Consider the following 26,943-nt stretch of genomic DNA (forward strand, 5'->3'; position numbering starts at 1 on the left):
CCTTGGCTACGGATGGGCCGTGATGCTGATATGCCAGTGGCTCAGGTGTCCCTTTTCGATGTGTACTTTCGGCGGCTTGAGCCAGGCGCCCGCGCCGGGGATCTTGTCGGTTGGCGCGGCGGAAAAACGCCCGTCGACGAGGGCCAGCTTGACGAAGCTGGGGCCGATGTAGACGACGCGCGTGCTGGCCGGCGCCGCTTCCTGGGCCAGCATGGCCCGGTTCGCCGCGATCCACGCCTGCAGCGCCGCCAGCTTCGGCTTTTGCGCGGGGTTGGCCACCACTTCCGCCTTCGCGTCGGTGATCAGCTTGTGAATGGCGGCGCCATTGCCCTGGCCGCCCAGCGCATCCGTGTAGCCGCCCATGCCGTCCGCATAGCGCAAGTCGATCTGCTGGCCGTCGCTGTGGCCGCTATGGCCGAGGATGGAGCGGCCCGCCGCCGTCTGCGTCACGTGCTGGCCGCTGATGTCGTCGAAGCGGTAAGCCTTGCCCGCCAGCCAGGCGATGGCCAGGCGCGTGGCCCAGGAATCGCCGCCGGGATCGCGCGTGCCGTAGCGCCGCGCTGCCAGCGCCGCCTCGTTGTTGGCCAGGTACAGGGGGATGTAGGCCGTGTCGCCCTTGAACTCCACTTGTCCCCCTTCGGCCGGGTCGGAACTGGCGTCGGTATTGTCGATGCGGCCCTTCAGGCGCAGCGTGACGACGGCCTTCTTGTCGAGCTTGGCGCCGGCAAAGGTCGGCAGCACCAGGCTGGGAAATTTCACCTTGCCGGCGCTCTTGGTATTGGTCTGGGACAATAAATTCTGCGTGCTGAAGGCGGGATCGCCGCCGCCGGCCGAAATGCCGATGTTCACTTCTGTAATCGTCGCCGCCGCCGGCGTGTAGTGCAATTCGAGCGGCAGGGTGTGCGTGGCCGTGGTTGCGCCTTGCGACACGGAAACGTACGGCCCCCGCAGATTGCCCGTCAGCTTGATCGGCTGCAGCACGGGGTGGCCGTCCTTGTTGGGTGACAGGAATTTTGCCAGCGTCACCTTCAAGCCCTTGCACGCGAGGCTCAGTTCCACCGTCGTCACGGTGGGCAGGGCGCTGTCGCCGATATTCGTGGCGCTGACATTGCCGCCCAGGCTCAAAGCCCCATCCTTGGTCTGCTTGCTGACGTCGACGCACTCCGTCCTGACGATGGTGCCCTGCGTGTAGTGGCTCTGGTTGACGGCGCCCGTGGCGGCCAGGTTGACCCCGGGCAAACCGGTCACGGAATAGGACCAGGTATCGTTGTACTGGCTTTGCGCCGTCGTGTAGACGGGATACTCGGCCGTGCTGACGGTGATCTTCACGCCCACGTTTTTCGTGCCCTTGGGTACCGTGAAGGCGATGGGCGAGGTGATGGTCTGGTTTTGCGCGTCCGCCGTGGCCGTGAACGTCTTGCTGCCCTCGTCATCCTGCGGCGTGACGTCGTCCGCGGCACGGGGGCTGGCGATCACCGCGCGCGCGGGCGGCGCGGCGCCATCCTGCGTGACCGTGCCCGCCACATAGCTCTGCGCCGCACTGCGCCGGGCCAGGCCGGTTCCGTACGGATACACGATGCCGACGCTGACGGTGCTGCTGTTGTCAAACACGACGGCGCTGACGCTGACCACGTTCGGATGGACGAGGTCGTTCAAGGTCAGCTGGTAGGTATCGGGCAGCACGCCGTCGAAGTGGAAGGCGCCCGCGGCATCGACCACGGCCACCTGGCGCTGGTGGCTGTTGTAGCCGGCCAATAGCATCTTCTTGCCGGCCAGGCCCGTGGCGTTGCCGCCTTCCGGCGTGCGCAGCTGGCCCTGCAGCACGGCACCGGACTTGAGGACGATCAAGGCATAGCTGGCCGTGAATTCACCGTCCTGCGAGACGAAGTTGAGGTTCAGGTCGTAGCTGCCGTTGGGCAAGAAAACCAGCAACTGCTGCATGGCCGTGGCGCTGATGCTGAAACTGCCGCTGGCCGCATCGAACGTCCAGTAGTTCTTGAGGCTGACGGCCGCGCCGTCCGGCATCGACAGCAGGCCGTCGCTGTCGTCCTGCAGGGCCAGCGGCGGCGCGCCCACCAGGCGGAACGCCATACCGCCAGGCTGCAGGCGGTTGTTCGGCCCCAGGCCCGTGATGGCCAGCACGGGCGCCGTGGCGGGCAGGTTGCCGTCGTCGTCCGGCTCCACATGGGTTTCCACGGCCGTCGGCAGTTCCGTCTGGATCAGCAGGTCCAGCGTGGTGGTTTTGCCGCCCTTGCTGAGGGAAAACTGCGCGTGCTGGTCCACGCCCGTGTCGCCCGGGGTGGAAAAGCGCAGAGTGCCGTCCTGCAGCAGCACGTCCGTGACGGCGCCGCTGGCCTTGACGCTGTCGGCGCCGTCCGCAAACCCCAGGTCGGCCAGCGACAGCACCACCACTTGCGCGGGCCGCACGGGATCGAGGGCTATGCTGGCGCCGGTGCTGAAAGTCCAGACCAGGCCGGCACTCTGGAAGGCGATGCTGCGCTCGATGCGCAGGGTGATGGTGTCGTCGGGAACGACAGTGGCGCCCGCGTCGATGCTGCCGGCCAGCACCTCGCCATCGATGATGGTGCTGCCGTCGGGCGCGCTGGCCAGCACGGCTTGCACATTGCCAGCCGCCTCGCTGCCATTGTTGCGGATATGCACGCGGTAAGTGTAGTCCCAGGCCGTGCGGCTGACGCGCTGTTCGGCCACTTTATCGAGCAAGATGACTTCCAGATCGCCGGCGGCCTGGGCGGTGGTGCCGCTGCTTGCCGCGGCGGCCAGCATGACCTTCGGCGCGGGCGGCTGCGTGGGATCGTTGGGGCCGCCGCAGGCGCACAGGCCAGCGGCCAGCAAAGGGGCCAGCGCGGCGGCGGCCAGCTGGCGCCGCCGCAGGCAGGCCAGGGCCAGCACGCCGGCCAGCAGCAGCCATGGCGTGGACGGCAGGGCGATGGCGGCCGGCTGCGTGATGCCCGTGTCGAGTTCGATGAAGGAGACGGGGTCGAGGATGGTGAACGGCTGGGCGCCGGGGCTGCCCGCGCCCAGGTAATCGAAGGTGACGGAAAAGCCCGTGGCCGTGGCGCCGGGGACGATGCCGCCCGCCAGCGCCAGCGCGTCGAAGTAGCCGTTGGCGGGAATGGCGGGATCGGGCTGCAGCAGCAGCACGTCCCAGCCCGGCGCCGTCGCGGCACCGTGCAGGTTGGCATACTGGCCCACGCTGAAGAACAAGGTGAATTCCTCGATGGGCGCGGCCAGGGTGCTATTGCTGACCGTATAGTCGTAGCGCCACTGCGTGCCGCCCAGCGATGTCGCCGTGTAGCCGATGCTGGTGGCGTGCGCGGCCGACATTGCGCACAGCAGCAGCGCCAGCAGCGCCTGTTTGATAAAGCTCATGATCGTTCCCCCAATAGACTGGCGCCAAGCGTGCCCGGGCAAGAGGTCAAGCAGGAAGCGTTCCTGAAAATTTATCGTTTGTAAAACAAGGACTTGAGTACGGCGTTCGCGTTGCGGCCGGGCACACTGTCAAATACGCTGACACTGCCGCACAGGCGCGCGGCCAGGCGGTCCGCGTGGCGGGCATTTGTTTTTTCAATTAACGATTTTAATTGGCAATGGCCCATTAATATATATTTTTCAAAGTGACAAAGCGTGACAATAAATAAAAAAATAGGGTACATACTGACTCTGCTGTAAAACAGCTCCGCTAATATATTTTGCTGCCAGCCCGATATATTAACGTCGATAACCCCATTGGAGATATAGCATGACTGCATATGTAATCCAAAGCTTGCAAAATACGAATCTGTGCATCGGCGTCACCAGCACCGCGGCAGGTTCTCTCGTTACCCTGCAAGTTCTTTCTGGCGTCGGCGGCACGACTTCGCAATGGAATATGGACCCGAATACGGGCTACATCACGCTGGCGGCCAATCCCAGCCTGTGCCTCGACGTGCAAGGCTACGATGGCCAGCAGGGCCAGGTGATCGTTGCCACGATGACACTGGGCCGTACCAGCCAGTTGTGGAATTGGGTGGGCCGCGCGCCGAACATCTCGAACGTGCAATACCCGCAAATGGTGCTGGACAATGCCAACAACAACGCCAGCCCTGGCAATCCCATCCTCGTGTGGCCCTACAACGGCGGCCAGAACCAGAAGTGGAGCTGCCTTGCCGTGCCGGCCCTGAAGGCCATGCTGGAGGCGGCGTAAGCATCCGCGCGGTCACGTAGCCCCCTTGCGCCAGCGCCGCTGTTTCGCGCCGCTGGCGCTGGCCGCCTGCCGTCCTGTCCTGAGCGTCCTGTTGGCAATTGCATGGCGCGCCGATATTTAAATGATCATTTTTTCATTCATGCCCGCTGATTGCATATGCACGCGCAATGATTTATCAATGTCTCATCCTGATTGTTTTTCGCGATGCGGCTGATTATATTTAAGCGAAGGGGTATTTAAAATAAAGATGCTTTTATTTTGCTATTCAATTTCAGTATTTGCCGATATTCCCATATTGGCGGGAATAATCTCGCCTGTCATGCATTGATAATATCGATTGGCCGGTTTATTTTTAAAAGACGCGCCAGCTGATGCATCGCTGAGCCTGTCAGCGCTGTCCTACCCATCTTGTCGAAACCGTCTGATTGTATGCCTTGCGGAAACACGCGATGATCGTGTCCATGCTGCAACAGCCAACCAGTCCGACGGAGTATGCGATGCAAAAGCCAGGCCAGTCCCTTCACGTGAACAAGCCATTCCTGCTGATCTGCCTGTTCACCTTTTCGACCCTGGCGGCCACCTGGATGAATACGGGCGAGACGCAGAACAGCGATGCCGCGCCGGCGCCCGTGGCGCGCGAAGCGGGGCATGGCACCTTGCCCGTGTGCAGCAGCGATGCCCTCACGCTGTCGGCCCAGTGCCAGCCCCAGCCGGCGCGCCAGGCTTGACCGCAGCTTGCAAGCGCTGCTGCAGCAAGGCCAGCACGGCCGCTTCCTCCGGCGCCAGCGCCGGCAGCTCTTCCCGTAACTGCTCCTGCGCCCGCGCGCGCATGCCTTCCAATAAACTGCCATCCAGATATGATTCCAGCACGGCCGGGTGCACATAGCACTTGCGGCAGATGGTCGGCGTATTGCCCAGCTTTTTCGCCACGGACTCGATCGCCTGCACGATGTTTTTCTTCGCTTGCGCATCGGAATCGACCTGCTCGAACGCCTGCAGGGCCAGCGCGGCCAGCAGGGTGCCGGACCAGGTGCGGAAATCTTTGGCCGTGTAGTCTTCGCCCGTCACCTCGCGCAGGTAATCGTTGACGTCGCCTGAATCGACGCCGTGGCGCGCGCCTTCGTCATCGACATATTGAAACAGTTCCTGGCCCGGCAACTCGCGCATGCGCGCAAGCACCCTGGCCAGCTTGCGGTCGCTCAGGCGGATATCGTGGCGCACGCCGCTCTTGCCCTTGAAGTGGAAGGCCACGGCGTTGCCGTCGACCTGCACGTGGCGCGTGCGCAGGGTGGTCAGGCCGAACGATTTGTTCGCGCGCGCATATTCTTCGTTGCCGATGCGCATCATCGTCAGCTCCAGCAGGTGCACGATGGTGGCCAGCACCTTTTCACGCGGCAAACCGGGCAGCTGCATGCCGCGCGCGACGGCCGCGCGGATGGCGGGCAGGGCGCGGCCAAAGCTGAGCATGCGCTCATATTTCACGTCGTCGCGCACCTGGCGCCAGCGCGCATGGTAGCGGTACTGCTTGCGGCCCCGCGCATCGCGGCCCGTCGCCTGCAGGTGGCCGTTGGCGCGCGGGCAGATCCACACGTCCGTCCAGGCGGGCGGGATGGCCAGCGCCTTGATGCGCGTCAAGGTGTCGGCATCGCGCAGGACCTGGCCATCCGCATCGCGGTAGCGGAACTTGCCGGGCTTGCCCAGGCGGGCGATGCCGCTCTGATGGTCGCCCGTGTAGCGCAGGCCGGCGGCGCGGGCCGTGGTGGTGGCAGATAGTTCCATGGCGATAGCTTACCTTGCACGCCGCGCACCCGCCGCGCCATTATGCTAAGGTGCGCATTCGTAACGCCGTGCGCGGCAGACAGGAGCAGCAGATGTTTGGCAGAAAAAAGAATCTGGAAGAAGACCACGCCCCCCAGGCCGACAAGCAGTATGAAAAGAAGTACACGGATGACAGTTTCTGGGACAAGGTCGTCAAGTTCGCCAAGACGGCGGGACGCGAAGTCATCGAAAAAGCCCTGTGGCTGTATTACGCGGCCCAGCAGCCGAACACCCCGCTGTGGGCCAAGACGGCCATTTATGGCGCGCTCGGCTATTTCATTTCGCCCATCGATGCGATTCCCGACATCACGCCCGTGATCGGCTATGCGGATGACCTGGCCGTGCTGGCGGCGGCCGTCGCCACCGTCGCCACCTACATCACGGCCGAGGTCAAGGAACGGGCCGCCGAGAAATTGCGCGGCTGGTTCGGCGCCTAGCCGCCGGCAGCGGGCTGGCCAGGCTGGCCCTTGACGGCATTGCGGTAGCGGGCCCTGGCCTCGGCCTTCTTCACCGCCTCGCTGGCGATGTTCTGCGCCTTGATGCGGGCTTTTTCACTCTTGCTGCGCTGCTGCGCCACGTCCTTGTTGCCGATGCGGTTCGTCATGCTGGTCTCCTCGTTGAGCGTCAAGTTTGACCAGCACAGCATACGTTCTTGCCCGGGCACTACCGTGCGCCCGCTCACACAAGCGGCATGCCTACCGGGCTGGCGGGCCGCCTGCCCCATGCGCCAGCAGGCGCAGCACGACTTCTTTCTGGAATGAACGAAACTCCTTGTCGGCGCTGACGTTGGCGAAGGCCAGCACGGCCGTCCTGCGGGCCCGGTCGACGCAGACGACGGACGCGGCGCCCGGGTCGCCCCCGCTGTGCGTGGCCAGCGCCCGGCCGTCGACGTCGCGCAGCAGCCATACCAGCGCTTGCTGCACGGACGAGTCTGCGGGCACGACGGGGGCCGCTTGCGGGGCGAAAAACAGTTGCAGGGTGGCATCTTGCAGGTAGCGGTGGCCATCGACCCGGCCGCCATTGCTGTAGATGGCCAGGAAACGGGCAAAGTCCTGCGCCGAGCTGCGCAGCAGGCCGGCCGGCCAGTCCGGGTAGCCGACGGGCGGCAGCACTTGCAGGCGCGGCTCCTTGTGCGCGTACGGCTGGGCGACAACGGCGCGCCGCGGCAAGCCGGCCAGGTTCCAGGCCGTGCTGTCCATGCCCAGCGGTTCGAACAGGTGCTCGCGCGTATAGGCGTCGAGCCCATCGGGGTTCACGCGGCCCACCAGATAGCCGAGCAGGGCGATGCCGACATTGCTGTAGCGCCATTCCGTGCCGGGCCGGGCGGCAAACGACACATCCGCGTCATACCAGGCGCCGCCGCGCGACAGATAGCCCTTGACGAAGTCGCGCAGGGGCAGGCGCGGGTCGCCCTGCACGGAAAACGCCGTCGTCTTGTCGTACACGGCGTCGGAAATGCCCGAGGTATGGCTGAGCAAATGACGGAAGGTGATGGGCACGTCGGGAAACTTCGGATGCATGAGCGGAAAGTCCAGATAGGCCGCCACCTTGTCGTCGAGCTGGAAGGCGCCCTGTTCCAGCAGCATCATGACGGCCGTGGCCGTGACGAGCTTGCTGACGGAGGCGACATGGAACACCGTGTTCGCATCGGCCTTCTTGCCGGCCTGGATGTCGGCCCAGCCATAGCCGCGTGCAAAGATGGTCTGTTCGCCGCGCACCACGGCCACGCTCATGCCCGGCGTTTCCGTGCGGGCCAGGCCATCGCGCATGAAGCCGTCAAATTCCGTTTCCCACGCCAGCCGGGCCGGATCGGTGGCGCAGCCCGTTTGCAGCAGGGCCAGTGAGACGCCCAGTCCCAGCACGCTTCTTCGTTTCATCGATTCTCTCTTTTGCCATTTTTAATTATCTTAACAATATTTCCGCCCGATATAGGGGCGATTGACAAATCATTGCTCTGCAGCAATGACAAAAGGGGGCGCCAGTGCCTATTTGCGCCAGTAGCGTTCCAGCAGGGGCTTGACCGTCAGGCCGTGCGCGACGATGGAGAGGATGATGACGACGAGGGTGATGTCGGCCAGTTCGCGCGCCAGGCCGCGCGGCACGCCGTGCGCGATGGCATAGCTGAGGTAGTACAGCGAGCCGATGCCGCGCACGCCGAACCAGGCGGCCAGCCCGCGCAGGCGCACGCTGGTGCCCGAAGCCAGCAAACCGAGCATCACGCTGGCCGGGCGCGCCACCAGCAGCAGGAACAGCGCCACGCTCCACGCCTGCCAGCTCCAGGCGGCGGCCGTGACGGTGCCTCCGAGCAACAGCACCAGGGTCAGTTCGGACAGGCGTTCCAGGTGTTCCTTGAAGACGAGGGATTCGCCGCTGACGGTCAGCGTCACCTCGCTGTCGTGCGGCCTGGCGGCGGACACGGCATGCGTTTCCTCCGCCTGCAGCAAGCCTTGCCGGTCTTTTGGCGCGCCGGCCAGCCGCAGTTCCGTCTGGCGCAGGGCCACGCCGGCAAAGAATACGGCCAGGAAGCCCCACGCGTGCAGCCAGGTAGTCACGCCGTAGACGAAGGCGATCAGGCCCAGGGCCGCCAGGTCGTCCAGCATGGCGTGTTTCGGCTCCTTGGCGCGCACCTGCCAGCCCAGCCAGGCCAGCAGCGCGCCGCCGGCCGCGCCCAGGGCGATGGCGCCCGCGCTGGCCCAGCATAGATCGCGCCACAGCCAGGTGGCGCCATGCGGTCCCAGCTCATGCAGGCCCAGCAAGCCCAGGCCCAGCATGACGAAAGGAAAGCCGCTGCCATCGTTCATGCCCGCCTCGCTGGTCAGCATGAAGCGCAATTGCTCGCTGTCGCCCGCATGGCGCAGCTGCACGTCGGTGGCCAGCACGGGGTCGGTGGGGGCGAGGATGGCGCCCAGCAGCACGCCCGCGCCCAGGGGCAGCCCCAGCACCAGGCAGGCAAAGGCGGCCACCAGGGCCACGGAAATGGCCATCGACAGCCACGCCAGGCGCAGCGAGGGCAGCCAGCGCGCCAGGCTGAACGGTACGGGCATCTTGACGCCGGCGGAAAACAGGGAGATGAGGACGGCGATTTCCGTCAGGGTTTCCAGCAGGGGCGCCTGCTGCAGCAGGTCGAACGCGAACAGGCCCAGGAACATGGGCCCCAGCAGCAGGCCCACGCCCAGATACGCCATGGCCGAAGTCAATGGCAGGCGCGCGATGCCGTCGGCGCCCAGGCCGCGCGCCAGCATCAGGCAGCCGATCAGGATGAACCAGGCGGTGGTGCTCATGCGCCTTATTTTAGCGGCGCGCGGGCCGGGGCAGCGCGCCGCAGGTTTTGTTACGCCTTGTGCAACTGTACCGTATCGTTCTGCGCCTGCATGGCGTGCAGCTCGATCGGGTCGTGCGTGGAGCGCAGGCGCGGCAGGCCGTGCGGGTAGTGCGCCGTAATAAAGGCCAGCATCTGTTCGCGCACGAGGCAGCGCAGCTCGAAGGCCAGGCCCGAATCTGCCGCGCTGATCAGGAAGCGCACGCGCACGGCCCGCTCGTTCGAATCCGTCGCCTGCACCGTGCAGACGCGGCCATCCCATTGCGGCGCGGACTCGCAGATGCGCGTCAGTTCCGCGCGCAGCGGGTCCAGGGGGATGCTGAAATCGAGCCACAGGAATACCGTGCCCAGCAGGGTGGACGAGCTGTGCGTCCAGTTCTCGAACGGGTTTTCGATGAACCATTGCAGCGGCACGATCAGCCGGCGTTCATCCCACACGCGCACGACCACGTAGGTGCCCTTGATTTCCTCGACCTTGCCCCACTCGCCATTGACGATCAGCACGTCATCGATGCGGATCGGTTGCGAAAACGCAATTTGCAAACCGGCAATGAAATTACCGAGCACGGGGCGGGCGGCGATACCGGCCACCAGGCCCGCTACGCCGGCCGAGGCCAGCAGGCTGGCGCCGATCTGCCTTGCGCCGGGCAAGGTCAGCAGCACGAAAGCGAGGCCCAGGATGACGACGATGGCGTGCGCGCTGCGCGTGAGCACGCGCGCTTGCGTGATCAGGCGGCGCGCGCGCAGATTGTCGGCCACGTCGACGGGGTTGATTTCGGAAATCGTGATGGACAGGGCCTGGATGCATTGCATGGCCAGCCAGGTCAGCGCGATGATCAGCGCTACGCTGGCCAGGTGCGACATGGCGACGAGGCCCGGCGTGTCGTCGGGCGCGCCGGCCAGCACCATGCGCAGGCCGAAGACGATCACGCACAGCTGGCTGGCGCGGAAGGCCACGCGCGTGGCGTTGGTGGTGAACGGACGGCCGTTGGCCAATCTTCTCAGCAAGCCGATGCCGGCCCGGTGCACGCCGATGGCGACGACGGTGACGAGCAGGGCGGAAACGAGCACGGTCAGCGCCGAGCGCAGCGGGCCTCCCATCAGCGAGTGGAACGTGCTGAGATCCATAGGCGAAAACTCCTTATTGATAAGTGAAATGGATGTCGGAAGCGGGTATTTTACGGGCAGATGACGTCGCGGGGGCGTGCGTTGCCGTACGGATAAGACTTCGGGCAAGGGGGATACTGGAAGAAATTGCTGCGCTGCGCCATGCCTCGTTGACGTTTCAATACGGAAAGCAAGCGGGCGTCGCCGCATTGGAAACATAGTCATACTTGCCATGCTTTTTGTTTTTGCAAAGGAAACCGATGATAGTACGATCACTCCGAATGTCCTTGCGCTTCATCCTGCCGCTTGCCCTCGTGCTGGGACTGTTTGCTTATATCGTGGTACCCCTGCTGGATAACATTACCCTGCGCTGGTATGTGCGCGACCTCGACAGCCGGGCTGAATTGCTCGCTGGAACCCTCCGCCCCTCGCTCACCGAATACCTGCCCGCGCAGGATGCCACCCGCATCAGCGAACTGTTCCAGGGCGCCACGCGCGACGAACGCCTGATCGCCATCGGCTTTTGCGACAACGCGGGCCACCTGCTGTACCAGTCAGCGCAATACCCAACTTCCATCGGCTGCTGGAGCACGCCATCGACGGGCGGCCTGTACAAATCCCTGGCGCAATTGCCGCAAGGGCAAGTCCACCTGAGCGAAACCCCCGTCATGCAGGACGCGTCCCAGCTGGGCCGCCTGGTGCTGGTGCAGGACATGAGCTTTGTCGAACGCCGCAATACCGATACCAAGCGCTTCATCTTTGCCTTCCTGGCCGTGCTGGCCGTGCTCATTTCCCTGATGACCGTGTTCGTCGCCCACCTGAGCTGGCGCGGCTGGCTGTCGGCCGTGAAGGATATCTTGCGGGGCGAGTTGCTGCCGAAAAGCAATGGCGCAGTGGCCGCCGCCACGGCGCCCGCCGCCGCACCCGCGCCGCCGCCGGAAATGCAGCCGCTGATCGGCGACTTGCGCGAATTGCTGCAGGAATACCATCTGGAACGCCAGGGCGACAACGGCTGGTCGTCCGACTGGACGCCGGACAAGCTGCGCGCGCTGCTGGAAGCGGACTTGCAGGGCGACCAGGTGCTCGTCGTGTCGAACCGCGAACCGTATATCCACACGAAAGCCGATGACGGCAGCGGCGACATCCGCGTACAACGCCCGGCCAGCGGCCTGGTGACGGCCGTGGAAGCCGTGATGCGGGCATGCTCCGGCACGTGGATCGCGCATGGCGCCGGTTCCGCCGACCGGGAAACGGTCGACAAGCACGACCACGTGCCCGTGCCGCCCGATAACCCCAGCTATACCTTGCGCCGCGTGTGGCTGACGGAAGAGGAAGAGCAGGGATACTATTATGGTTTCGCCAATGAAGGCATGTGGCCGCTGTGCCATATCGCCCACGTGCGCCCCGTGTTCCGCTCGTCCGACTGGGAACAGTACGTGAAGGTCAACCGCCGCTTCGCCGACGCCGTGATTGCCGAGGCGAAGACGGACAACCCCGTCGTGCTGGTGCAGGACTATCACTTCGCCTTGCTGCCGCGCATGGTGCGCGAAGCCTTGCCGAAGGCGACGATTATTACCTTCTGGCATATCCCCTGGCCGAACTCGGAATCGTTCGGCATTTGCCCATGGCGCGAGGAAATCCTCGACGGCTTGCTGGGCAGCACGATCCTGGGTTTCCACACGCCGTTCCACCGCAAGAATTTCCTCGAAACGGTGGACCGCTACCTGGAAACCCGCATCGAGCCGGAAGCATCGACGATTTCGTATGGCGGCGAGATGACGCAGGTCGAGGATTACCCGATCTCGATCGCCTGGCCCGAGGACGACCCGGCGCAGCCCGACGTGGCCGCGTGCCGCGCACAGATCCGTGCCGAACTGGGCGTGGCGCCTGACCACTTGCTGGGCATCGGCGTGGACCGCCTCGATTACACGAAAGGCATCGTCGAGCGCTTCCAGGCCGTCGAGCGCATGCTGGAACAGCAGCCCGGCATGGTCGGCAATTTTACGTTCGTGCAGATCGCCGCCCCCAGCCGCGCTTCGCTTGACGAATATCAAAGTTTTGACGCCAGGGTGCGCAAGATGGTCGAGCGCATCAACCGCCGCTTCGGCAGCGGAGATTACGTGCCCATCCTGCTGAAAGCGGAGCACCATGGCCAGGACGATCTGCAGCGCTATTTCCGCGCTTCGGAAGTGTGCATGGTGACAAGCTTGCATGACGGCATGAATCTGGTGGCCAAGGAATTCATCGCCGCGCGCGACGACGAGATGGGTGTCCTTGTTCTAAGTCAATTCACCGGCGCGGCGCGGGAACTGCATGAAGCGCTGATCATCAACCCGTATCACATCGAGCAGGGCGCCGATGCGCTGTACCGCGCCCTCGTGATGCCGCCCGTGGAACAGCGCGAGCGCATGAAGAGCATGCGGGCACGCGTGAAACATTTCAATGTCTACCGCTGGGCCGGGCGCATGCTGCTGGATGCGGCCCGCTTGCGCCAGCGCGACAAGGTCATGACCAAGATCGACGCGCACAGCCGCATCAAGCGGCGCAAGGGGATGTGATGGCCGATATCCCTGACGATAGCGCAGCCCTGTTGCAGCTGCTGAGTGCGCCCGGAACAGCCGTCTTCCTCGACTTCGACGGCACCCTGGTCGATTTGGCGCCCACGCCCGACGGCGTGCGCGTGGCGCCCGGCGTCATCGAAGCGCTGGCGCTGCTGGCCGAGCGCCATGGCGGCGCGCTGGCCCTCATTTCCGGCCGTCCCGTGGCGCAGATCGACGCCATGCTGGCGCCCCTGGTCTTGCCGGTTGCCGGCGTGCACGGCGTGGAGCGGCGCGGCGCCGATGGCCAGTTGCACGTGGCGGCCACGCCCGAGGTGGCGCCCGTGCTGGCGCGCGCGCAGGCGCTGGCCTCCGTCCACCCCGGCTTGCTGGTGGAGCAGAAGCGGGGCGCCGTGGCCCTGCATTACCGGCTGGCGCCTGAGCTTGAACCATTATGCCTGCAGGAAATGACGGCCGCCGTGCAAGCGTGCCCGGGGGTATTGCTGTTGCATGGCAAAATGGTCCTGGAAGCCAAGCCGGCCGCCACCGACAAGGGCGGCGCCATCGCTGCCTTCATGCAGGAAGGCCCCTTCGCCGGCCGCCGCCCCGTGTTCGCGGGCGACGACACCACCGACGAGGCAGGTTTTGCCTTTGTACAACAAGCAGGCGGGCAGGGCGTCAAAGTGGGCAGCGGCCCCAGCGCCGCCACCCTGCGCCTGACCAGCCCCGGCGCCTTGCGCGCCGCCTTGCTGGCCGCTGCCGTATCCCCGACATCGAAGGAGTAGCCCATGACGACATCGCATGACACCCGCGCCAGCCAACCGCCCGCGCCAGCATCGCTGAACTGCGGCGTGGTGGGCAATTGCGCCTTTAACGCCCTGATCGACCAGGCAGGGCAGGTAGTCTGGTCCTGCCTGCCCCGTTTCGACGGCGACCCCGTCTTCAACCGCTTGCTGGACGACACGGAAAACGGCAGCGTATGGGCCATCGACATCGAAAACTTCGCGCGCAGCGAGCAGTTCTATGAGCCGAACACGGCCGTTCTGCGCACGCGTTTGTACGACACGCAGGGGCGGGGCGTGGAAATCACGGATTTCGCGCCCCGTTTCCTCAGCCGCGACCGCATGTTCCGCCCGCTGATGCTGATCCGCCGGGTCCGGCCGCTCGACCATGCCGTGCGCATCCGCGTACGGCTGCGCCCCCGCTACGACTGGGGCAGGCTGGCGCCGCAGATCACGCAGGGCAGCCACCACATCCGCTACGTGGGGCCGGAACAGACTTTGCGCCTGAATACGGATGTGTCGCTCAATTATGTGCTGGGCGAAACGTATTTCGTGCTGGGCGGCACGGCCAACTTCCTGCTGGGCCCCGATGAAACGCTGGCCGGCGGCATCGACGAGACGGCACGCATCTTCGAAAAGGAAACCATCAACTACTGGCGCACCTACACGCGCCGCCTGGCCGTGCCGCTGGAATGGCAGGACGTGGTCATCCGCGCCGCCATCACCTTGAAACTGTCTTTATATGAAGACACGGGCGCCATCATCGCCGCCATGACCACCAGCATCCCGGAAGCGCCGGGCAGCAGCCGCAACTGGGATTACCGCTATTGCTGGCTGCGCGACGCCTTCTTCGTCGTGCGGGCATTGAACAGCCTGTCGGAAGTGGGCACGATGGAAGAGTATCTGCGCTGGCTGACGAATATCGTCGCCCGCTCGAAAGGCGGTCACATCCAGCCCCTGTACGGCATCGGTCTGGAAGAGCAGCTGCCCGAATCGATACTCGACCACTTGCCCGGCTACCGGGGCAATGGCCCCGTGCGCGTGGGCAACCAGGCGCAGGAACACTTCCAGCACGACGTCTACGGCAATATCGTCCTGGGCGCGGCGCAGGCCTTCCTTGACCACCGATTGTTCCACCGGGCGGGAAAAGCCGAGTTTGCCGCGCTGGAAGCCGTGGGCGACCAGGCCTTCCGATTGCATGCGGAACCGGACGCCGGCATGTGGGAGCTGCGCACGCGCGCCAGGGTCCACACTTCGTCCATGCTGATGAGCTGGGCCGCCTGCGACCGCCTGGCGAAAGTCGCGCACAAACTGGGCTTGCCGGACCGCGCCGACCACTGGAACAGCCGCGCCGTGCTGATCCGCGAACGCCTGCTGCGCGAAGCGTGGAGCGAGGAGCGCCAGGCCTTCGCGGAAAGCCTGGGCGGGCGCGACCTCGACGCCTCCGTCCTGCTGATGGCGGAAGTCAACTTCATCGACCCCATGGACCCCCGTTTCATCGCCACCGTCGACGCGCTGGAAGCATCGCTGTGCGACGGCCCCTACATGCGCCGCTACGAAGCGCCAGACGACTTCGGCAAACCGGAAACGGCCTTCAACATCTGCACCTTCTGGCGCATCGACGCCCTGGCGCGCATCGGCAGGAAAGACGAGGCGCGCAAGATCTTCGAAACCATGCTGCTGGCACGCAACCACCTGGGCTTGCTGTCGGAAGACACGCACCCCGTGACGGGGGAGATGTGGGGCAATTTCCCGCAGACTTACTCGATGGTGGGCTTGATTAACTGCGCGGTGAGGTTGTCGGCGCCTTGGGATAGTGCTATTTAATTGTACTGTGCTCCAGTCCCGTGAGCAGTCCATGCCGGTCACTATAATGGGCGTGTTGACCTGCTTGCGGGCGTTTTAGCGTCTGGTCATAACAATCGTTGGCGCGCAGGCACACGAAACGCCGAATGGCATCCACACAGATGAATACAAAATATCGAGATGACGACCGTAAGCGAAATTTTAGCGACAATAAATGAGAGTATTTTTTTTGAGACTATTTTTCAGAAAGATACCGACTGGGATGCTGCATTGTGCGCCAGGGACTCTTTTGAGTTTGATGGCGCATGGTGCGCCAGCTACGAAAAAGTGACCTCATCTTGTCCACACGAAGGCGCCCTGGTGAAGGAGATCAGGGAGATCGCATTCAAGAAAGTGTATCAAGTCACTGAAAATTCCGACCTTGCTGGATATGTGTCGGACGACATGGGCTTGATTGCGCAGGCATGTCACAATAAAGTCGAGATAGACTTTATCGACAATCTCTGGAAAACCTATATGCGCGGAGAATTTCCAAGGTGAGCCTGTTCAGCACGGCGCTCTCGCGCCTCCATTTCAGCTGCCAGTTGCGCGCTCGCCACGCCCATACAACCTGCATTCCGCCGCCAGCGCCAGCAGATTAGGGTCGCGCTCGCGGCTGCTGAGCATCAGCAGGGTGATTTGCTGGTGCGAGCCGTAGCGCGCGTCCAGGGGCAGCAGTTCGATGCGCGAGCTGAAGGCGCGCACGCGGCCGGGCAGCAGGCTGTAGCCGATGCCGCCGCTGACCAGGTTGATCAGCGAGAAGATGTCGCCCACGCGCATCGCGGTGTCGGGCACGAATCCCGCCAGCTCAAACGCGTGATTGAAGCTTTGCGAGGTGACGAAACCTTCGCTGAGCGTGACGAATTTGTCGTTGCGCAACTGTTGCAAGTCCACCGAGGCCGCCCCCGCATAGGGCGAGGCTAGCGGCGCGGCCAGGTAGACGTCGTCCTGGAACAGGGGCACGGCCACCAGGCCCGCATGCTGTTCGTCTTCCTGCACGCCGATGATGATGGCGTCCAGGCGGCCGTCGGCCAGGCTTTGCAGCAGGTCGCGGTTCGACCCCAGGGTCAGGTCGATGTCGAGGCCCGGCCGGCGCAGTTTCAGGGCGATCACCAGCTGCGGGATGCAGTGCAGGGTCAATGAATACAGCGAACCGATCTTCAGGCGCACGGGGTTGATGCCCGACATTTCGCGCACCTTGCGCACGCCTTCCTCGCATTCGGCCAGCGCGCGCCGCGCCGATTCGGCAAAGGTGTAGGCCGCATGCAGGGGGATCAGGCTGCGGCCCTCGCGCTTGAACAGGGGGCAGCGCAAGCCGTCTTCCAGCGAGTGCAGGGCGCGGTGCACGCTGACCGTGCTCTGGCCCAGCGCATCGGCTACCCGCGCCAGGTTGTTCAATTCCATGAAGCTGAGAAAAACTTCCAGCTTTTTCAGGGTAATTTCTTCGTTGATGGCCATGGCTAATCCTTTTTAAGGGAGTTCATTAACTTCAAGGTAATGAATATGCTAGCAGGTTGATTGTCGCGCTGGCGCTTTCGTTCTATCGTCTGGACTCGATAGCTCATTCCGGAGGCATGATGTCAACCGCCACAGCAGCGCCAGCGCAGCGGCAAAAACAATGGGACACGCGGCGCACCGAGAAACGCCGACGCCTCGACGCCGTGCGCCAGTACGCCAGCGGCCCCGTGCTGCAACCGGGCGACATGGTCGCCGTGCTCGAAGCGCTGCTTGCGCCGGGCGACCGCGTCGTTCTTGAAGGCAATAACCAGAAGCAGGCCGATTTCCTCGCCCGCATGTTGACCCAGGTCAACCCCGACAAGATCCACCATCTGCACCTGATCATGCCCAGCGTCAGCCTGCCCGAGCACCTGGACCTGTTCGAGCGCGGCATCGCCCGCAAGCTGGACTTTTCCTTCGCCGGCACGCAAAGCCTGCGCATCGCCCAGTTCCTGCAGGATGGCTTGCTGGAAGTGGGCGCCATCCACACGTATATCGAGCTGTATGCGCGCCTGTTCGTCGACCTGACGCCCAACGTCGTCATGGTGGCCGGCTACATGGCCGACCGCCTGGGCAATCTGTACACGGGCCCCAGCACCGAGGACACGCCCACTTTGGTGGAATCGGCCGCCTTCCGCGACGGCATCGTCATCGCCCAGGTGAACCAGATCGTCGACGATGTCAGCGACTTGCCCCGGGTCGACGTGCCCGGCTCGTGGATCGATTTCGTGGTGCAGTCCGACAAGCCCTTCTTCATCGAGCCTTTGTTTACCCGCGATCCGCGCGTGATCAAGCCCGTGCACGTGCTGATGGCCATGATGGCGATCCGCGGCGTGTATGAAAAACACCAGGTGCAGTCGCTCAACCACGGCATCGGTTTCAATACGGCCGCCATCGAGCTGATTTTGCCCACGTATGGCGAGCAACTGGGCTTGAAGGGCAAGATTTGCCGCAACTGGGTGCTCAACCCCCATCCCACCCTGATCCCCGCCATCGAGACGGGCTGGGTCGAGAGCGTGCACTGCTTCGGCGCGGAACTGGGCATGGAAGGCTATGCGGCCGCGCGGCCCGACGTGTTCTTCACGGGCCGCGACGGTTCCATGCGCTCGAACCGCGCCCTGTGCCAGCTGGCGGGCCAATACGCGGTCGACCTGTTCATCGGTGCCACCCTGCAGATGGATGGCCTGGGCAATTCCTCGACCGTGACGAATGGCCGCCTGGCCGGCTTCGGCGGCGCGCCCAATATGGGTCACGACCCGCACGGCCGGCGCCACCCGACGCCGGCCTGGCTGGACCTGATCGAGACGGACGACCCGCTGGCGCGCGGCAAGAAGCTGGTGGTGCAGATGGTCGAGACGTTCCAGGATGGCGGCCAGCCGACGATCGTCGAGTCGCTCGACGCCGTGGCCGTGGGCCAGGCCAGCGGCATGCCGCTGGCGCCCGTGATGATCTATGGCGACGACGTCACCCACGTGCTGACGGAGGAGGGCATCGCCTACCTGTACAAGGCCCGTTCGCTTGACGAGCGCAAGGCCATGCTGGCGGCCGTGGCCGGCGTGACGCCCATCGGCCTGCGCCACGACCCGAAGACGACGGCCAAATTGCGCGCCGACGGCCTGATCGCGCTGCCCGAGGATATCGGCGTGCAGCGCGGCGCGGCTAACCGCTCGCTGCTGGCGGCGAAAAGCATCGCCGACCTGGTCGAATGGTCGGACGGCCTGTATCAACCCCCCGCCAAATTCAGGAGCTGGTAATGACGACAATGATGATGACGACAGTGCCGGTGCGGGAACGCGCCGCCGCGCTGGGGCGGCAGGTGCTGCAGGCGCTGCTCGACGAAGTGACCCTGACGCCGAAACCGGGCCTGGTCGATTTGCGCAGCCGGGGCGCGCACGCGGACTTGAACTGGGCCCTGATGTGCCATTCGGCTTGCGTGCTGCAGCCCGTGTTTGCCGCCATGGCCCAAGCGGCTTGGGACAGCGACGATGACGATGGCCTGCGCCAGCGCATCGGCGCCATCGGCCGCGATGGCGAGGCGCTGATGCTGGCGGCCACGGGCGGCGTGAACACGCACCGGGGCGCCATCTGGGCCCTGGGCCTGCTGGTGACGGCGGCGGCGCAGCAGGACGCGCGCGGCGCATCGCTGGCGCCGCAAGCCGTGGCGGCGCGGGCCGGCGCGCTGGCCCGTTTGCACGACCGGGGCGCGCCTGCCGCCACGGGCAACAAGGGCGAGCTGGCGTGCCGCCAGTACCACGTCGATGGCGCGCGGGGCCAGGCCCGGGCCGGTTTTCCCCTCGTGACGGGGGTCGGGCTGGCGCAGCTGCACGCCTCGCGGGCGCGCGGCGACAACGAAACGACGGCGCGCCTGAATGCCTTGCTGGCGATTGTCAGCCAGCTGGACGACACCTGCGTGCTGTCGCGCGGCGGCGAGGCGGCCTTGCTTGACCTGCAGGCGGGCGCGGCGCGGGTGCTGGCGGCCGGCGGCGCGGCTACCACTGCCGGCACGCAGGCGCTGCTGGCGCTGGAAGCGGCGGCGCTGGCGCGCGGCGTGTCGCCGGGCGGCGCGGCCGATCTGCTGGCGGCGACCCTGTTCCTGGACAGATTACAAGAAGGAGAAGCGCATGGAGACGCGTAACTACACGTTCCCTGCCGGGCAGCCGGCATCGGGGCGCGCGCTGGCCGGCGTCGTCGGTTCGGGCGACCTGGAAGTGCTGCTGCAGCCCGCCGACGATGGCGTGACCCGCATCGTCGTCAACACTTCCGTCGACGGCAAGGGCGCCGTCTGGGATGCGCTCTTGCTGCGCGTGTTCGGCGGCGAGCCGCTGCCGGCGGCGACCATCGTCATCAACGATTGCGGCGCCACGCCGGGCGTTGTGCGCATGCGCATCGAGCAAGCCTACGAAGAATTGCAAGCGGGGAGGGCGGCATGAGCACATTGACGGAATTGCTGGAGCGCGACAGCTTCATCGAACGCGGTGCCCGGAGCCGCGCGCGCGCCTTGCTGGATGCGGGCAGCATGCGCGAACTGCTCGACCCGTTCTGCGGCATCGCGTCGCCGTGGCTGCCGCAGCAGGGCGTCACGGCCCAGGCGGACGACGGCGTGGTGGTGGCCAAGGGCCTGTTCGATGGCCAGCCCGCCGTGGTGCTGGCCATCGAGGGCGCCTACCAGGGCGGCAGCATGGGCGAAGTGGGCGGCGCGAAGATCGCCGGCGCGCTGGAACTGGCGGCGCGCGACAACCGCCAGGGCGTGCCGACGCGCGCCGTGATCCTGTTCGAGACGGGCGGCGTCCGGCTGCAGGAAGCCAACCTGGGGCTGGCGGCGATTGCCGACATCCATGCCGCCATCGTCGACCTGCGCCGCTACCAGCCCGTGATCGGTATCACGGCCGGCACGGTGGGCTGCTACGGCGGCATGTCGATCGCGGCGGGCTTGTGCAGCTATGTTGTCGTGACGCGCGAGGCGCGACTGGGTCTCAATGGCCCCGCCGTGATCGAGCAGGAAGCGGGCGTGGACGAATTCGACTCGCGCAACAAGCCATTTATATGGAGCCTGACGGGCGGCGAACAGCGCTTTCACAGCGGCCTGGCCGACGCCTATGTGGACGACGACACGGCGCAGATGCGCGCCACCGTGGCAGAACTGTTCGCGCGCGGCGTGCCGGCCCGGCACCGCAGCGACCAGGCGGAAGGCTACCTGGCGCGCCTGGCCGATGTCGACGCGGGCGTGCAAGCCACGCCGGAAGCCGTGCGTTTGATCTATAGCAAAGGAGCCGCAGCATGAACGCCATCACCAATTCCAGCCGCGGCGCCGTCTGGCTGGCGGCCCTGACCGACAACGCCGCGCCGCTGGACGGCTATCCGCCTTCCGTGCGCGTGGCCGACGCGCCGCTGGCGGGCGAGCCGGCGCGCTATGTCACCGTGCTGCCCGACCCGGACAACCGTTTTACGCGTGCGCGCAGCGGTGAAATCGGCCTGGTCGAGGCGTGGCAGCTGGCGCGCGCCGTGCAGCAGGTGGTTGTTGAAGACAGTGACCTGGCCGTCAAGCGGCCGTTTGTTGCCGTCATCGACGTGGCCAGCCAGGCGTATGGCCGGCGCGAAGAAGCCTACGGCATCCACCAGGCGCTGGCCGGAGCGGCGGGGGCCTACGCCGAGGCCCGCCTGGCCGGCCATCCCGTCATCGGCCTGATCGTCGGCAAGGCCATGTCGGGCGCGTTCCTGGCGCACGGCTACCAGGCCAACCGCCTGATCGCGCTCGACGATCCGCAAGTGATGGTGCATGCGATGGGCAAGGCCTCGGCCGCGCGCATCACCCTGCGCACGGTGGCAGCGCTCGAAGCGCTGGCCGCGACGATTCCACCGATGGCTTATGACGTCAAGAATTACGCGACCCTGGGCCTGCTGTGGCAAACCTTGCAGGTGGCGCAGCCGGACGCGCCGTCGGAGCTTGATCTGGCGCAGGTGCAGGGCAGCCTGCAGGCGGCGCTGGCCGACATCCGCGCCGATCCGGAAAGGGACCTTTCCAGCCGCCTGGGCGCGCCGCACCGCCAGGCATCGGCAAAAGTCAGGGAGGTGCTGGGGCAGCAGTGGTAAGTGAAACAACAGAGAAGACACCAAGTCATTCCTATTCCACTAACGGAGACAATCATGATCATTTACGGAACCGCATTGCTGGCGCTATGCCATTTGCTCGGCATCTTCCTGGGCGACCTGCTCGGGCAGCTGATGGGCGTCAAGACGAACGTGGGCGGCGTGGGCATCGCCATGCTGCTGCTGATCTGCGCCCGGCTCTACATGCAGCGCCGATCCTGGCTGCCGCAGATGACGGAGCGGGGCGTCGAATACTGGGGCGCCATGTATATTCCCGTGGTGGTGGCCATGGCGGCGCAGCAGGACGTGGTCGCGGCGCTGCGCGGCGGCCCGGTGGCCGTGCTGGCCGCCATCGCTTCCGTGATCGTCTGCGGCGCCGTCATTTCGCTCATCAATCGCACGGAAAGCCCGGCTGCCATCGCCGCCGCCGAAGCGGATTTGATGCTGGTCAAGGAGCACCGTCATGCTTGAACTCTTTGAAAAAGCCGCCATCCACAATGGCCTGGTGACGGCATTCGCCTTTGTCGGCCTGATCATGCTGGTGTCGATGGCGCTGTCGAAATACCTGACCTTTGGCCGCGTGCACGGCTCGGCCATCGCCATCGTGATCGGCCTGGGCCTCGCTTACTGGGGCGGCGTGCATAGCGGCGGCCACAAGGGCCTGGCCGATTTGTCGCTGTTTGGCGGCATCGGCCTGATGGGCGGCGCCATGCTGCGCGATTTTGCCATCGTCGCCACCGCCTTCGAAGTGCAGGCGACCGAGGCGCGCAAGGCGGGCCTGATCGGCCTCGTGGCGCTGGTGCTGGGCGTGGTGCTGCCGTTTCTCGTCGGCGCCGGCGTGGCTTACGCGTTTGGCTATTCGGACGCCGTCAGCATGACCACCATCGGCGCCGGCGCCGTCACGTACATCGTCGGCCCCGTCACGGGCGCGGCCATCGGCGCCAGCTCGGACGTCATGGCCCTGAGCATCGCGGCCGGCCTCATCAAGGCCATCCTCGTGATGGTGGGCACGCCCGTCGCGGCGCGCTTCCTGCGCCTGAAGACGCCCCGTTCGGCGATGGTCTTCGGCGGCCTGGCCGGCACCGTCAGCGGCGTATCGGCGGGTCTGGCCGCCACCGACCGCAAGCTAGTGCCGTATGGCGCGCTGGTGGCCACGTTTCATACGGGCCTGGGCTGTCTGCTGGGGCCCTCGCTGCTGTTCTTTGCCGTCAAGGCGGTGGTAGCTTGATGGACGGCTGGCGCGCGCATGATTTGCTGTGGGTGTCCGGCATGCCGGACGGCGTATCCATGCCTGCCTGGGCCGATGCCGGGTGGCTGGCCGCCGCACCGCTTGTGGTGCGGCGCGCCAGCACCTCGCCAGGGCGCATCCCCGTCGGCGTGCGCGGCATGCTGCGCAGCGAGCGGCACGCGTGCGAAGTGGATGCTGCCGCCGTCGTGCGCCGCGTGACGCCGGAAGTGCTGGCGAGGATGCCGCTGCCTGATTTTTCCTCTGCCGCGCTGGACGCATTGCGGCAGGCAGCGCCGCTGCTCGACGCCACGGGCTGGGCCTGGGGCCCGACGGGCGGCGTGGGTTTCGCGCTGGCCAGCGGCTTGCCCGTGCTGCGGGCAGACAGCGACCTCGATCTCGTGCTGCGCCTGGCCGCGCCGCCGGACGCCGCGCAGGCCGAGACCCTGCGCGCCATCGCGGCGACTGTCACGGCGTGCCGGCTGGACCTGCAGATCGACACGGGCCATGGCGGCTTTGCGTATGCCGAGTGGGCGGCGGGGCGGGGCCGGGTCCTGCTGAAGACGGACCAGGGGCCCGTGCTGACGGCCACGCCATGGGAGCCGGCATGAGCGTATTGTTTGCCTTTCCCGGCCAGGGCGCCCAGTCTCCGGGCATGCTGCACGCGCTGCCCGGCGACGCGGCGGTGGCCGATACCCTGGCCGAGGCGGCGGCCGTGCTGGGCTGCGATCCATTGACGCTGGACACGGCTTGCGCGCTGGCGTCGACGCGGGCCGTGCAACTGTGCTTGCTGATCGCGGGCGTGGCCATGGCGCGCTCCCTGGGGGCGCGCGGCGCGCGGCCCGACATGGTGGCCGGCTTTTCCATCGGCGAATATGCGGCGGCCGTCGTCGCCGGCGCGCTCGATTACGGGGATGCCGTGCGCCTGGTGGCGCGGCGCGGCGAGTTGATGGAGCAGGCGTATCCAGCCGGCTACGGCATGGCGGCCATCGTCGGCCTTGATCTGGCGCAACTCGAACCCTTGCTGGCCCGGGTGCATGGCGCCGCCACGCCCGTGTATATCGCCAACCTGAATGCGCCGCGCCAGATCGCCATTGCCGGCAGCGAGCCTGCCTTGGAGGCCGTGATGGCGCTGGCCCTGGTGCACGGCGCCGGCAAGGCCAAGCGCCTGGCCGTCAGCGTGCCGTCGCACTGCCCGCTGCTGGAAGGCGCCGCGCTGGACTTGCGCACGGCTTTCGACGGCGTGGCCATGCGCCGGCCGTCGCTCGTCTACCTGAGCAGCAGTGCGGCGCGCGCGCTGTTCGACCCGGCGCGCATCCGCGACAGCCTGACCGCCAACATGGCGCAGCGCGTGCAATGGGCCGCTACCGCGCGCCTGGCGTGGGAACGGGGCGCCCGGCTGGCGCTGGAAATGCCGCCGGGCAGCGTGCTGACGCGCCTGACGGCGCCCGACTTCACGGATGGCGTGGCCGTCTGCTGCGACGGCAACCGGGGCGACAGCCTGCTGGCGCTGGTGGGGCGGGAGCGCAACGGCAGCGTGCCTTAAAGCCTGGCGCTCAAGCCAAGCTGGAAGCCACGGCCCGGCAAGGGCGCGATGTATTTCAGTGGGGAATTATGCGGCCTGGCATCGACATCGAGCAGGTTGCTGCTGCTGATGAACACCTCGACGCTGGAAAACGGCGAATCCGGCACCTGCAGTGCGCGGCTCAGCTGGAAATTCACCATGGTGTAGCCGTCGAGCGGCACTTCCTCGCTGACGCTCTTGCCCAGGTACTTCTGCTTGTCGTAGCGGGTGCCTGACAACCGCGTCTTCCAGCCCTGGTTTTCCCACTGCAGATTGGCGCCGTAGCGGTTGGTGGGCATGTTGGGCAGGTAGGCGCCGTCGTTGTGCGCGCGCAGTTTGTCGGGATTGTCCGCCTTGTTCTTGACCAGGTCGGCAAATGCGGAGAGGTTCAGCTTGCCGTAGCTGCCAAGCTGAATGACCTGGGAAGCGTCGATCTCGAATCCCCGGACCGTCGTATCGGTCTGCTTCCAGTATTTTAATGGCAGGCGATTGGCCATCTGGGCGCCCGAATGGCCAAGGTAGAGATAGTTCTCGTATTTCATGACGTAGCCCGTCGCGGACAGCTGGAAGCCGCGATTGGCGAACAAACCGGTCAGTTCCGTATTCCTCGCGCGCTCGGCCTTCAAGTTCTGGTTGCCTTCTTCCTGGGTCATGATCGAATAGTGGCGGTTGCTCGCATACAACTCATTGACGTCGGGCGCTCTTTCCGACGCCGAGTAGCGCAGCTTTGCGCCGAACAGCTGGCCAAGCCTGGTTGAAGCGCCCAGGCTATAGCTGTTCAGGCTGAACGACTTGTCCTCGAGTGTGGAGTTGCCTGCATTCCTCGACGTCTTGAATCCGCTCTTGCGGATGTCGTGCGCCACGTTTTCATGGCGAAAGCCCGCATCGAAGGTGGCCCAGTCGAATTCCAGGTTTTGTTTGACGAACAGGGCGCGGCTGAGCGTGCTTGCGTCGGGCAGGTACAGCTGCGTCCCGCTGCCGGTGATATCCCTGGCCTTGTAGCTGAGGCCAAGCAAGCCGCTCAAGGGACCGGCACGCCGCTGCGCCAGCAGGAACTCGGCTTGATTCGTGTCAAACCGGTAGTCGTTGGCCTTGGTAGCGCCAAGACGCTCTCCCGACGCATTGTTCAGGCGGGACACGCGCAATTGCGCGCTTTCCAGGTACGCAACAGGGTCGCGCAGATGCGCTTCCAGCGCATATTTATCCTGCCTGATGATCACGCCGACGGGCAGCCCCTCGTCATAGTTCGCGCCGAACGACTTGTTTTCCATGGAAAAGCCCGGCACGCCATATTCGCTTTCCTTCGCATCGAGGCTGACGGCCACGTAGCCGCGATCGAAAAAGTAGGTCGTGCCGACGCCAAAGTGGGCATTGCTGGCGTGGCTGTTGCCCAGGGTGCCGTGGTAATCGGGGGTGACGTCCTTGTTGATCTTGTTCTGGGTCATCGATGGCGTGCCCGGCACGTAAGCGGGGTTGGCCGGATTGACGTAGGTCTTGCGCTGCCAGACGGAGGCCGGATTATTGGTGTAGAAGGAAAAATCGCCGTCCGCCCAGTCCGGATTTTCCTTCATGAACTGGTCGATAAACGGCTGCGACGCCTTGTTGTAGACTTGCTGGATCCGCGCTTCTTTCTGGCAACTGTCGGCCAGAAAGGTATTCACGCCGCCCTTTGCGGGGAACAGCTGGCTGTTGCAGACGCCGGCCTTGCTGCTGCCGGGAATAGCGTAATGGCCGATGTTCTGGAATGACAGCTGCAGATTTGTCGAGAAGCGCTGCCCGTCGTTGAAATTCACGCGCAAGCCTTGCGCATCGGCATCGTTGAAGCCCTTGCGCAGCACCAGCTCCACGTCCTTCCGCGTGCTCTCCATCTTCCTGGAAACGAGGCCCGAATCGACGTCGACGCTGCCGCCGATCGCATTGCCGCCAAAACGCACGCTATCGGACGATTTGTTGACGGTGACGCTGCGCGCAAACAGGGGATCGAACGGGATGTTGATGTCGCCGCTGAGCGCATTCATGCCCAGGATGGACTGGCCGTCTTCGAGGATCTGCACGCGGCTGCCGCTCAGGCTGCGGATCACCGGTGCGCCCGCATTCGGCCCGAAGGCGCTGCTTTGCACGCCCGAGACATGTTCGAGCATGCCGCCCAGCGTCCGGTTCTGGGCTTGCGTATTCTCGACGAGGACGACGCTGTCGACGCTTGCCGGCTTGTCTGCCCGGACCTTGATGGTTTGCAGGGTGACGTCGTCTGCCGCATAGGCGAGCGGGGCGGGGGACAGCATGGCAGCTGCGAATACGTAATGGCGCATGGGACTCTCTAAAAAGGCGGAATGGGGTGCTGGCGCGGGATGCAGGCGCAGCGCGATGGTATAGATGCAATCGAGTTGCAATAATAGCCGGCACGCCATGCTAATGCAAGTAAACTGCATTTGAGGGTTTGGGATGGCTGGCGCACGGC

The 26,943-nt window shown here is 65.3% G+C and carries 24 protein-coding genes; 16 read left to right on the forward strand and 8 right to left on the reverse strand.

What is annotated here, in order from left to right:
* Nucleotides 1-6 precede the first annotated feature (6 nt).
* Nucleotides 7-3,390 (reverse strand): hypothetical protein, encoded by a 3,384-nt coding sequence (locus AC1RJW_RS16535; RefSeq protein ID WP_493045876.1) that lies wholly within the window; start codon nucleotides 3,388-3,390, stop codon nucleotides 7-9.
* Between the two features lie 370 nt (nucleotides 3,391-3,760).
* Here AC1RJW_RS16535 and AC1RJW_RS16540 point away from each other — a divergent pair, with 370 nt between their 5' ends.
* Both AC1RJW_RS16540 and AC1RJW_RS16545 read left to right on the forward strand, forming a co-directional pair.
* Entirely contained in the window at nucleotides 3,761-4,204 is a 444-nt protein-coding gene (locus AC1RJW_RS16540) for an RICIN domain-containing protein (protein ID WP_326456338.1), read from the forward strand.
* A 461-nt stretch (nucleotides 4,205-4,665) separates the two neighbouring features.
* Nucleotides 4,666-4,932: a hypothetical protein gene (locus AC1RJW_RS16545; protein ID WP_493045877.1), complete on the forward strand. Its 267-nt coding sequence runs from the start codon at nucleotides 4,666-4,668 to the stop codon at nucleotides 4,930-4,932.
* Here the strand turns inward: AC1RJW_RS16545 and AC1RJW_RS16550 are convergent.
* Nucleotides 4,886-5,983: a DNA topoisomerase IB gene (locus AC1RJW_RS16550; RefSeq protein ID WP_493045878.1), complete on the reverse strand. Its 1,098-nt coding sequence runs from the start codon at nucleotides 5,981-5,983 to the stop codon at nucleotides 4,886-4,888. The genes AC1RJW_RS16545 and AC1RJW_RS16550 overlap by 47 nt on opposite strands.
* Nucleotides 5,984-6,075: 92 nt before the next feature.
* On the opposite strand from AC1RJW_RS16550, the gene AC1RJW_RS16555 reads away from it, so the two are divergent.
* Nucleotides 6,076-6,459 carry a YkvA family protein gene (locus AC1RJW_RS16555; protein ID WP_219889948.1) on the forward strand — a complete coding sequence of 128 codons (384 nt, stop codon included), beginning with the start codon at nucleotides 6,076-6,078 and terminating at the stop codon, nucleotides 6,457-6,459.
* Here the strand turns inward: AC1RJW_RS16555 and AC1RJW_RS16560 are convergent.
* The 4 genes from AC1RJW_RS16560 to AC1RJW_RS16575 form a co-directional block, all read right to left on the reverse strand.
* Nucleotides 6,456-6,626, reverse strand: coding sequence for a hypothetical protein (locus tag AC1RJW_RS16560; RefSeq protein WP_493045879.1), 171 nt, complete (start codon nucleotides 6,624-6,626; stop codon nucleotides 6,456-6,458). The two genes, AC1RJW_RS16555 and AC1RJW_RS16560, sit on opposite strands and share 4 nt — an antisense overlap.
* A 91-nt stretch (nucleotides 6,627-6,717) precedes the next feature.
* On the reverse strand, nucleotides 6,718-7,899 hold the full coding sequence (locus AC1RJW_RS16565) for a serine hydrolase domain-containing protein (RefSeq protein WP_493045880.1): 1,182 nt from the start codon (nucleotides 7,897-7,899) through the stop codon (nucleotides 6,718-6,720).
* Nucleotides 7,900-8,007: 108 nt separating this feature from the next.
* On the reverse strand, nucleotides 8,008-9,303 hold the full coding sequence (locus AC1RJW_RS16570) for a cation:proton antiporter (RefSeq protein WP_493045881.1): 1,296 nt from the start codon (nucleotides 9,301-9,303) through the stop codon (nucleotides 8,008-8,010).
* Nucleotides 9,304-9,353: 50 nt separating this feature from the next.
* Nucleotides 9,354-10,469 carry a mechanosensitive ion channel family protein gene (locus tag AC1RJW_RS16575; protein WP_493045882.1) on the reverse strand — a complete coding sequence of 372 codons (1,116 nt, stop codon included), beginning with the start codon at nucleotides 10,467-10,469 and terminating at the stop codon, nucleotides 9,354-9,356.
* 260 nt (nucleotides 10,470-10,729) lie between these two features.
* Here AC1RJW_RS16575 and AC1RJW_RS16580 point away from each other — a divergent pair, with 260 nt between their 5' ends.
* From AC1RJW_RS16580 to AC1RJW_RS16595, 4 genes are all read left to right on the forward strand, one after another.
* Nucleotides 10,730-13,006, forward strand: a complete 2,277-nt coding sequence (locus AC1RJW_RS16580; RefSeq protein WP_493045883.1) for an alpha,alpha-trehalose-phosphate synthase (UDP-forming) — start codon at nucleotides 10,730-10,732, stop codon at nucleotides 13,004-13,006.
* A complete protein-coding gene (otsB, locus tag AC1RJW_RS16585) occupies nucleotides 13,006-13,770 on the forward strand; it encodes a trehalose-phosphatase (protein ID WP_493045884.1) in 765 nt (254 codons plus the stop codon). Before AC1RJW_RS16580 ends, otsB begins: the two co-directional genes overlap by 1 nt.
* 3 nt (nucleotides 13,771-13,773) lie before the next feature.
* Complete coding sequence (locus AC1RJW_RS16590) at nucleotides 13,774-15,594, forward strand: glycoside hydrolase family 15 protein (RefSeq protein ID WP_493045885.1); 1,821 nt, start codon at nucleotides 13,774-13,776, stop codon at nucleotides 15,592-15,594.
* 159 nt (nucleotides 15,595-15,753) lie between these two features.
* Nucleotides 15,754-16,113 (forward strand): immunity protein PIM1 family protein, encoded by a 360-nt coding sequence (locus tag AC1RJW_RS16595; protein ID WP_493045887.1) that lies wholly within the window; start codon nucleotides 15,754-15,756, stop codon nucleotides 16,111-16,113.
* Between the two features lie 33 nt (nucleotides 16,114-16,146).
* Here AC1RJW_RS16595 and AC1RJW_RS16600 read toward each other — a convergent pair whose 3' ends face one another.
* Complete coding sequence (locus AC1RJW_RS16600) at nucleotides 16,147-17,070, reverse strand: LysR family transcriptional regulator (protein ID WP_493045889.1); 924 nt, start codon at nucleotides 17,068-17,070, stop codon at nucleotides 16,147-16,149.
* 116 nt (nucleotides 17,071-17,186) lie between these two features.
* Between AC1RJW_RS16600 and mdcA the strand changes: the two genes are divergently transcribed.
* Genes mdcA through mdcH form a run of 9 tightly spaced genes read left to right on the forward strand, consistent with a single transcriptional unit; the run spans nucleotide 17,187 to nucleotide 24,467 of the window.
* A complete protein-coding gene (gene mdcA, locus AC1RJW_RS16605) occupies nucleotides 17,187-18,863 on the forward strand; it encodes a malonate decarboxylase subunit alpha (protein WP_493045891.1) in 1,677 nt (558 codons plus the stop codon).
* Nucleotides 18,863-19,744 carry a triphosphoribosyl-dephospho-CoA synthase gene (locus tag AC1RJW_RS16610; RefSeq protein WP_493045894.1) on the forward strand — a complete coding sequence of 294 codons (882 nt, stop codon included), beginning with the start codon at nucleotides 18,863-18,865 and terminating at the stop codon, nucleotides 19,742-19,744. The genes mdcA and AC1RJW_RS16610 overlap by 1 nt, the downstream gene beginning before the upstream one ends.
* Entirely contained in the window at nucleotides 19,731-20,039 is a 309-nt protein-coding gene (locus AC1RJW_RS16615; protein ID WP_493045896.1) for a malonate decarboxylase subunit delta, read from the forward strand. Before AC1RJW_RS16610 ends, AC1RJW_RS16615 begins: the two co-directional genes overlap by 14 nt.
* Nucleotides 20,036-20,890: a biotin-independent malonate decarboxylase subunit beta gene (locus tag AC1RJW_RS16620; protein ID WP_493045898.1), complete on the forward strand. Its 855-nt coding sequence runs from the start codon at nucleotides 20,036-20,038 to the stop codon at nucleotides 20,888-20,890. Before AC1RJW_RS16615 ends, AC1RJW_RS16620 begins: the two co-directional genes overlap by 4 nt.
* The gene (gene mdcE / locus AC1RJW_RS16625; protein ID WP_493045900.1) at nucleotides 20,887-21,699 is read left to right on the forward strand and encodes a biotin-independent malonate decarboxylase subunit gamma; all 813 of its coding nucleotides are present in this window, start codon (nucleotides 20,887-20,889) and stop codon (nucleotides 21,697-21,699) included. Before AC1RJW_RS16620 ends, mdcE begins: the two co-directional genes overlap by 4 nt.
* Before the next feature lie 54 nt (nucleotides 21,700-21,753).
* Nucleotides 21,754-22,167: a malonate transporter subunit MadL gene (gene madL, locus AC1RJW_RS16630; protein ID WP_493045902.1), complete on the forward strand. Its 414-nt coding sequence runs from the start codon at nucleotides 21,754-21,756 to the stop codon at nucleotides 22,165-22,167.
* A complete protein-coding gene (madM, locus tag AC1RJW_RS16635) occupies nucleotides 22,160-22,924 on the forward strand; it encodes a malonate transporter subunit MadM (protein WP_070218632.1) in 765 nt (254 codons plus the stop codon). The genes madL and madM overlap by 8 nt, the downstream gene beginning before the upstream one ends.
* On the forward strand, nucleotides 22,924-23,532 hold the full coding sequence (locus tag AC1RJW_RS16640; protein WP_493045904.1) for a malonate decarboxylase holo-ACP synthase: 609 nt from the start codon (nucleotides 22,924-22,926) through the stop codon (nucleotides 23,530-23,532). Before madM ends, AC1RJW_RS16640 begins: the two co-directional genes overlap by 1 nt.
* On the forward strand, nucleotides 23,529-24,467 hold the full coding sequence (gene mdcH, locus AC1RJW_RS16645; protein WP_493045906.1) for a malonate decarboxylase subunit epsilon: 939 nt from the start codon (nucleotides 23,529-23,531) through the stop codon (nucleotides 24,465-24,467). The genes AC1RJW_RS16640 and mdcH overlap by 4 nt, the downstream gene beginning before the upstream one ends.
* Here mdcH and AC1RJW_RS16650 read toward each other — a convergent pair.
* Nucleotides 24,464-26,767, reverse strand: a complete 2,304-nt coding sequence (locus AC1RJW_RS16650) for a TonB-dependent receptor (RefSeq protein WP_493045908.1) — start codon at nucleotides 26,765-26,767, stop codon at nucleotides 24,464-24,466. The two genes, mdcH and AC1RJW_RS16650, sit on opposite strands and share 4 nt — an antisense overlap.
* Nucleotides 26,768-26,943: the final 176 nt, after the last annotated feature.

The organism is Janthinobacterium sp. GW822-FHT07A03 (genome assembly GCF_058798815.1).

Coding starts and splice junctions, on each gene's coding strand:
- AC1RJW_RS16590 (WP_493045885.1), top strand. CDS start 13,774: ATGACGACATCGCATGACACCCGCGCCAGCCAACCGCCCGCGCCAGCA.
- mdcA (WP_493045891.1), top strand. CDS start 17,187: ATGATGTCAACCGCCACAGCAGCGCCAGCGCAGCGGCAAAAACAATGG.
- AC1RJW_RS16565 (WP_493045880.1), bottom strand. CDS start 7,899: ATGAAACGAAGAAGCGTGCTGGGACTGGGCGTCTCACTGGCCCTGCTG.
- otsB (WP_493045884.1), top strand. CDS start 13,006: ATGGCCGATATCCCTGACGATAGCGCAGCCCTGTTGCAGCTGCTGAGT.
- AC1RJW_RS16540 (WP_326456338.1), top strand. CDS start 3,761: ATGACTGCATATGTAATCCAAAGCTTGCAAAATACGAATCTGTGCATC.
- AC1RJW_RS16595 (WP_493045887.1), top strand. CDS start 15,754: ATGACGACCGTAAGCGAAATTTTAGCGACAATAAATGAGAGTATTTTT.
- madL (WP_493045902.1), top strand. CDS start 21,754: ATGATCATTTACGGAACCGCATTGCTGGCGCTATGCCATTTGCTCGGC.
- AC1RJW_RS16555 (WP_219889948.1), top strand. CDS start 6,076: ATGTTTGGCAGAAAAAAGAATCTGGAAGAAGACCACGCCCCCCAGGCC.
- madM (WP_070218632.1), top strand. CDS start 22,160: ATGCTTGAACTCTTTGAAAAAGCCGCCATCCACAATGGCCTGGTGACG.
- AC1RJW_RS16600 (WP_493045889.1), bottom strand. CDS start 17,070: ATGGCCATCAACGAAGAAATTACCCTGAAAAAGCTGGAAGTTTTTCTC.
- AC1RJW_RS16615 (WP_493045896.1), top strand. CDS start 19,731: ATGGAGACGCGTAACTACACGTTCCCTGCCGGGCAGCCGGCATCGGGG.
- AC1RJW_RS16610 (WP_493045894.1), top strand. CDS start 18,863: ATGACGACAATGATGATGACGACAGTGCCGGTGCGGGAACGCGCCGCC.
- AC1RJW_RS16535 (WP_493045876.1), bottom strand. CDS start 3,390: ATGAGCTTTATCAAACAGGCGCTGCTGGCGCTGCTGCTGTGCGCAATG.
- AC1RJW_RS16575 (WP_493045882.1), bottom strand. CDS start 10,469: ATGGATCTCAGCACGTTCCACTCGCTGATGGGAGGCCCGCTGCGCTCG.
- AC1RJW_RS16580 (WP_493045883.1), top strand. CDS start 10,730: ATGTCCTTGCGCTTCATCCTGCCGCTTGCCCTCGTGCTGGGACTGTTT.
- mdcH (WP_493045906.1), top strand. CDS start 23,529: ATGAGCGTATTGTTTGCCTTTCCCGGCCAGGGCGCCCAGTCTCCGGGC.
- AC1RJW_RS16570 (WP_493045881.1), bottom strand. CDS start 9,303: ATGAGCACCACCGCCTGGTTCATCCTGATCGGCTGCCTGATGCTGGCG.
- AC1RJW_RS16640 (WP_493045904.1), top strand. CDS start 22,924: ATGGACGGCTGGCGCGCGCATGATTTGCTGTGGGTGTCCGGCATGCCG.
- mdcE (WP_493045900.1), top strand. CDS start 20,887: ATGAACGCCATCACCAATTCCAGCCGCGGCGCCGTCTGGCTGGCGGCC.
- AC1RJW_RS16545 (WP_493045877.1), top strand. CDS start 4,666: ATGCTGCAACAGCCAACCAGTCCGACGGAGTATGCGATGCAAAAGCCA.
- AC1RJW_RS16620 (WP_493045898.1), top strand. CDS start 20,036: ATGAGCACATTGACGGAATTGCTGGAGCGCGACAGCTTCATCGAACGC.
- AC1RJW_RS16650 (WP_493045908.1), bottom strand. CDS start 26,767: ATGCTGTCCCCCGCCCCGCTCGCCTATGCGGCAGACGACGTCACCCTG.
- AC1RJW_RS16550 (WP_493045878.1), bottom strand. CDS start 5,983: ATGGAACTATCTGCCACCACCACGGCCCGCGCCGCCGGCCTGCGCTAC.
- AC1RJW_RS16560 (WP_493045879.1), bottom strand. CDS start 6,626: ATGACGAACCGCATCGGCAACAAGGACGTGGCGCAGCAGCGCAGCAAG.